The organism is Bradyrhizobium uaiense (genome assembly GCF_010811875.1).
Classification (GTDB): Bacteria; Pseudomonadota; Alphaproteobacteria; order Rhizobiales; family Xanthobacteraceae; genus Bradyrhizobium; species Bradyrhizobium uaiense.
This window is the reverse complement of record NZ_VKHP01000454.1, coordinates 1-2,520: the sequence shown is the minus strand read 5'-3', so window position 1 is coordinate 2,520 and position 2,520 is coordinate 1. Positions and strand designations below refer to the sequence as shown.

Here is a 2,520-nt window from a genome sequence, read left to right as displayed (position 1 = left end):
GTAAGCGCCAAGGCCATCGCGCGTTGCGGACCGACTGGCAATCTGAGATTCTCCAGCGTTGGCGCGCCGGAGGTAGTGATGTCAATTTCTATAACTATGCCTATGCCTGATGATAGAACATGCCAGGTGATCGAGCATTTGGAGGCTCGGCCGCTTCGACCACGGCGAGGCTGGTCTGTTGAGGCAAAGACGCGGTTGGTTGAAGAAACGCTTGCGCCGGGCGCCAATGTCTCGGCGATCGCCCGGGGCGCCGGGATCTCGCCTTCGCAACTATTTGGCTGGCGACGTCGGGTCATGGCGCGTGAGCCGGTCGCGAGCGCCGGTGGCGACAGTCAGCCGATGACGTTCACGCGATTCGAGACGGGGCATTGCGCCGTGGTTGAGATTGTAGTTGGTGATATCGTGGTGCGGGCGGGCCGCGATATCGATGGCGATCATCTTGCCACCGTGCTGCGGGCGGTTCGCGGGGCATGATCCCGTCGGGCGTTGAAGTTTATGTTGCCAGCACGCCGGTCGACTTCCGCAAGGGTCCCCTGTCGCTGATGGCTTTGATCCGCGATGGTGGCATTGATCCGTTCTCCGGGGCGCTCCACGTCTTCCGCTCGAAACGCGCGGACAAGATCAAGATCGTTTGGTTTGATGGAACAGGGGTATGTCTTTTTGCAAAGACGCTCGAGGAAACAACGTTCTGCTGGCCGAAGATTGCGCCGACGCGAGTGCGACTGAACCAAGCCCAGCTACTTGCATTGGTTGACGGGCTGGATTGGAAGAAGGTGCGTCCTGTGCGGGTGAGGCGTCCGCAATCGGTTGGCTAGAAAAAGGCTGTGACATTTTGAATCGGGACCTTTGAAAGGCCTCGAACATCGGTGGCGATCATGCTCTGATATCGGGCGATGATGCCGACCGTTGCCGAGCTTCCCGACGATGTTGACGCGCTCAAGGCGATGGTGCTGGCCACAGTCGAGCAGCGTGCGGCGATGGAGGCGGAGAACGGCCGTATTGTCTCCGAGATCGCGGCTCTCAAGCAGATCAACACCACCTCGGATGCGAGAATTGCGGAGCTGACAGCGATCGTCAGGACGTTTGAACGCATGCTTTACGGCACGCGTTCGGAACGCTTGCGCGGTGAGCGGCTGGACGACGAGCAGATCGACTTCGTGTTCGACGAGATCGAGACCGGTATGGCGGCGATCAACGCCGAACTGGATACAGCGACCAAAGACAAACCGAAGCGCACGCCGCGGCCGCGTAAGGACTTTGCGCCTCACCTGGAGCGGATCGAGCGGGTTATTGAACCTGAGGTCCCACCTGGCTGCGAGGATCTGGAGAAGGTCCTGATTGGCGAGGACGTGTCGCGGCGTCTCGACGTGATCAGGGCGAAGTTCCGCCTGATCGTGACCCGCCGCCCGAAATACGCCTATCGCGGCGGCGACGGCGTGATCCAGGCGCCGGCGCCGCCCCATCTCATCGAAAGCGGCATTCCGACCGAGGCGCTTCTGGCTCAGATCGCCGTCTCGAAATATGCCGACGGCCTCCCGTTGTATCGGCAGGAGGCAATCTACGCCCGCGACAAGATCGAGCTGAGCCGCTCGCTGATGGCCCAATGGATGGGCAAGGTCGGCTTCGAGCTGCAGCCTCTCGCGGACTATGTTCTCGAGCGCATCAAGCAGGGCGAAAGGGTGTTCGCCGACGAAACCACGTTGCCGACGCTGGCGCCGGGCAGCGGCAAGACCCAAAAGGCCTGGCTGTGGGCGTATGCGCGCGACGATAGGCCGTTCGGAGGCGCCGGTCCTCCAATGGTTGCCTATCGGTTCGAGGATAGCCGCAGCGGCGACTGCGTGGCGCGTCATATGGCGGGCTTCACCGGCATCCTGCAGGTGGATGGTTACGCCGCCTACACACAGTTAGCCAAAGCGAGAGCCAACTCCAATGAAGTGATGGCGCTCGCGGGCTGCTGGGCTCATCTACGCAGACGGTTCTATGAACTGCACATCAGCGGCAGTTCGCAGATTGCGACGCAGACGATCAAGATCATGGCCGAACTCTGGAAGGTTGAAGAGGAAGTCCGCGGATGCGATCCCGCCGTACGCGTGGCCGCACGTCAGGACCGCTCGGTGGCAATCGTAGCCGGCCTGTTCCAGCTCTGGGAAATCGAATTACCCCGCGTCTCGGGAAAGTCAAAACTGGCCGAGGCCATCCGCTACGCCAGATCCCGGCGCCAGGTTCTTGAGCGCTTCCTCATCGATGGTCGTGTCGAGATCGACTCGAACATTGTCGAGCGCGCCATCAGGCCCCAGACAATTACACGAAAAAATGCCCTCTTCGCGGGCAGCTGTGGAGGCGGTAGGACGTGGGCAACCATCGCCACCCTGCTGCAGACGGCAAAAATGAACGACGTCGATCCGCTCGCCTGGCTAACGCAGACCCTCGAGCGCGTCGCCAACCGATGGCCGATCTCCAACATCGATCAACTCATGCCCTGGAATTATAAGCCATGAACGGCTTCGGCTGATCGCTTAC

The 2,520-nt window shown here is 61.0% G+C and carries 3 protein-coding genes; all 3 read left to right on the top strand.

Annotation, left to right across the window (positions count from 1 at the left end):
* Positions 1 to 126 precede the first annotated feature (126 nt).
* The 3 genes from FNJ47_RS45625 (at position 127) to tnpC (ending at position 2,498) form a co-directional block, all read left to right on the top strand.
* A complete protein-coding gene (locus FNJ47_RS45625) occupies positions 127 to 474 on the top strand; it encodes a transposase (protein ID WP_163163286.1) in 348 nt (115 codons plus the stop codon).
* On the top strand, positions 471 to 815 hold the full coding sequence (tnpB, locus tag FNJ47_RS45620) for an IS66 family insertion sequence element accessory protein TnpB (RefSeq protein ID WP_163163284.1): 345 nt from the start codon (positions 471 to 473) through the stop codon (positions 813 to 815). The genes FNJ47_RS45625 and tnpB overlap by 4 nt, the downstream gene beginning before the upstream one ends.
* Positions 816 to 893: 78 nt before the next feature.
* Complete coding sequence (gene tnpC / locus FNJ47_RS45615) at positions 894 to 2,498, top strand: IS66 family transposase (protein ID WP_163163282.1); 1,605 nt, start codon at positions 894 to 896, stop codon at positions 2,496 to 2,498.
* The last annotated feature ends 22 nt before the right edge of the window (positions 2,499 to 2,520 follow it).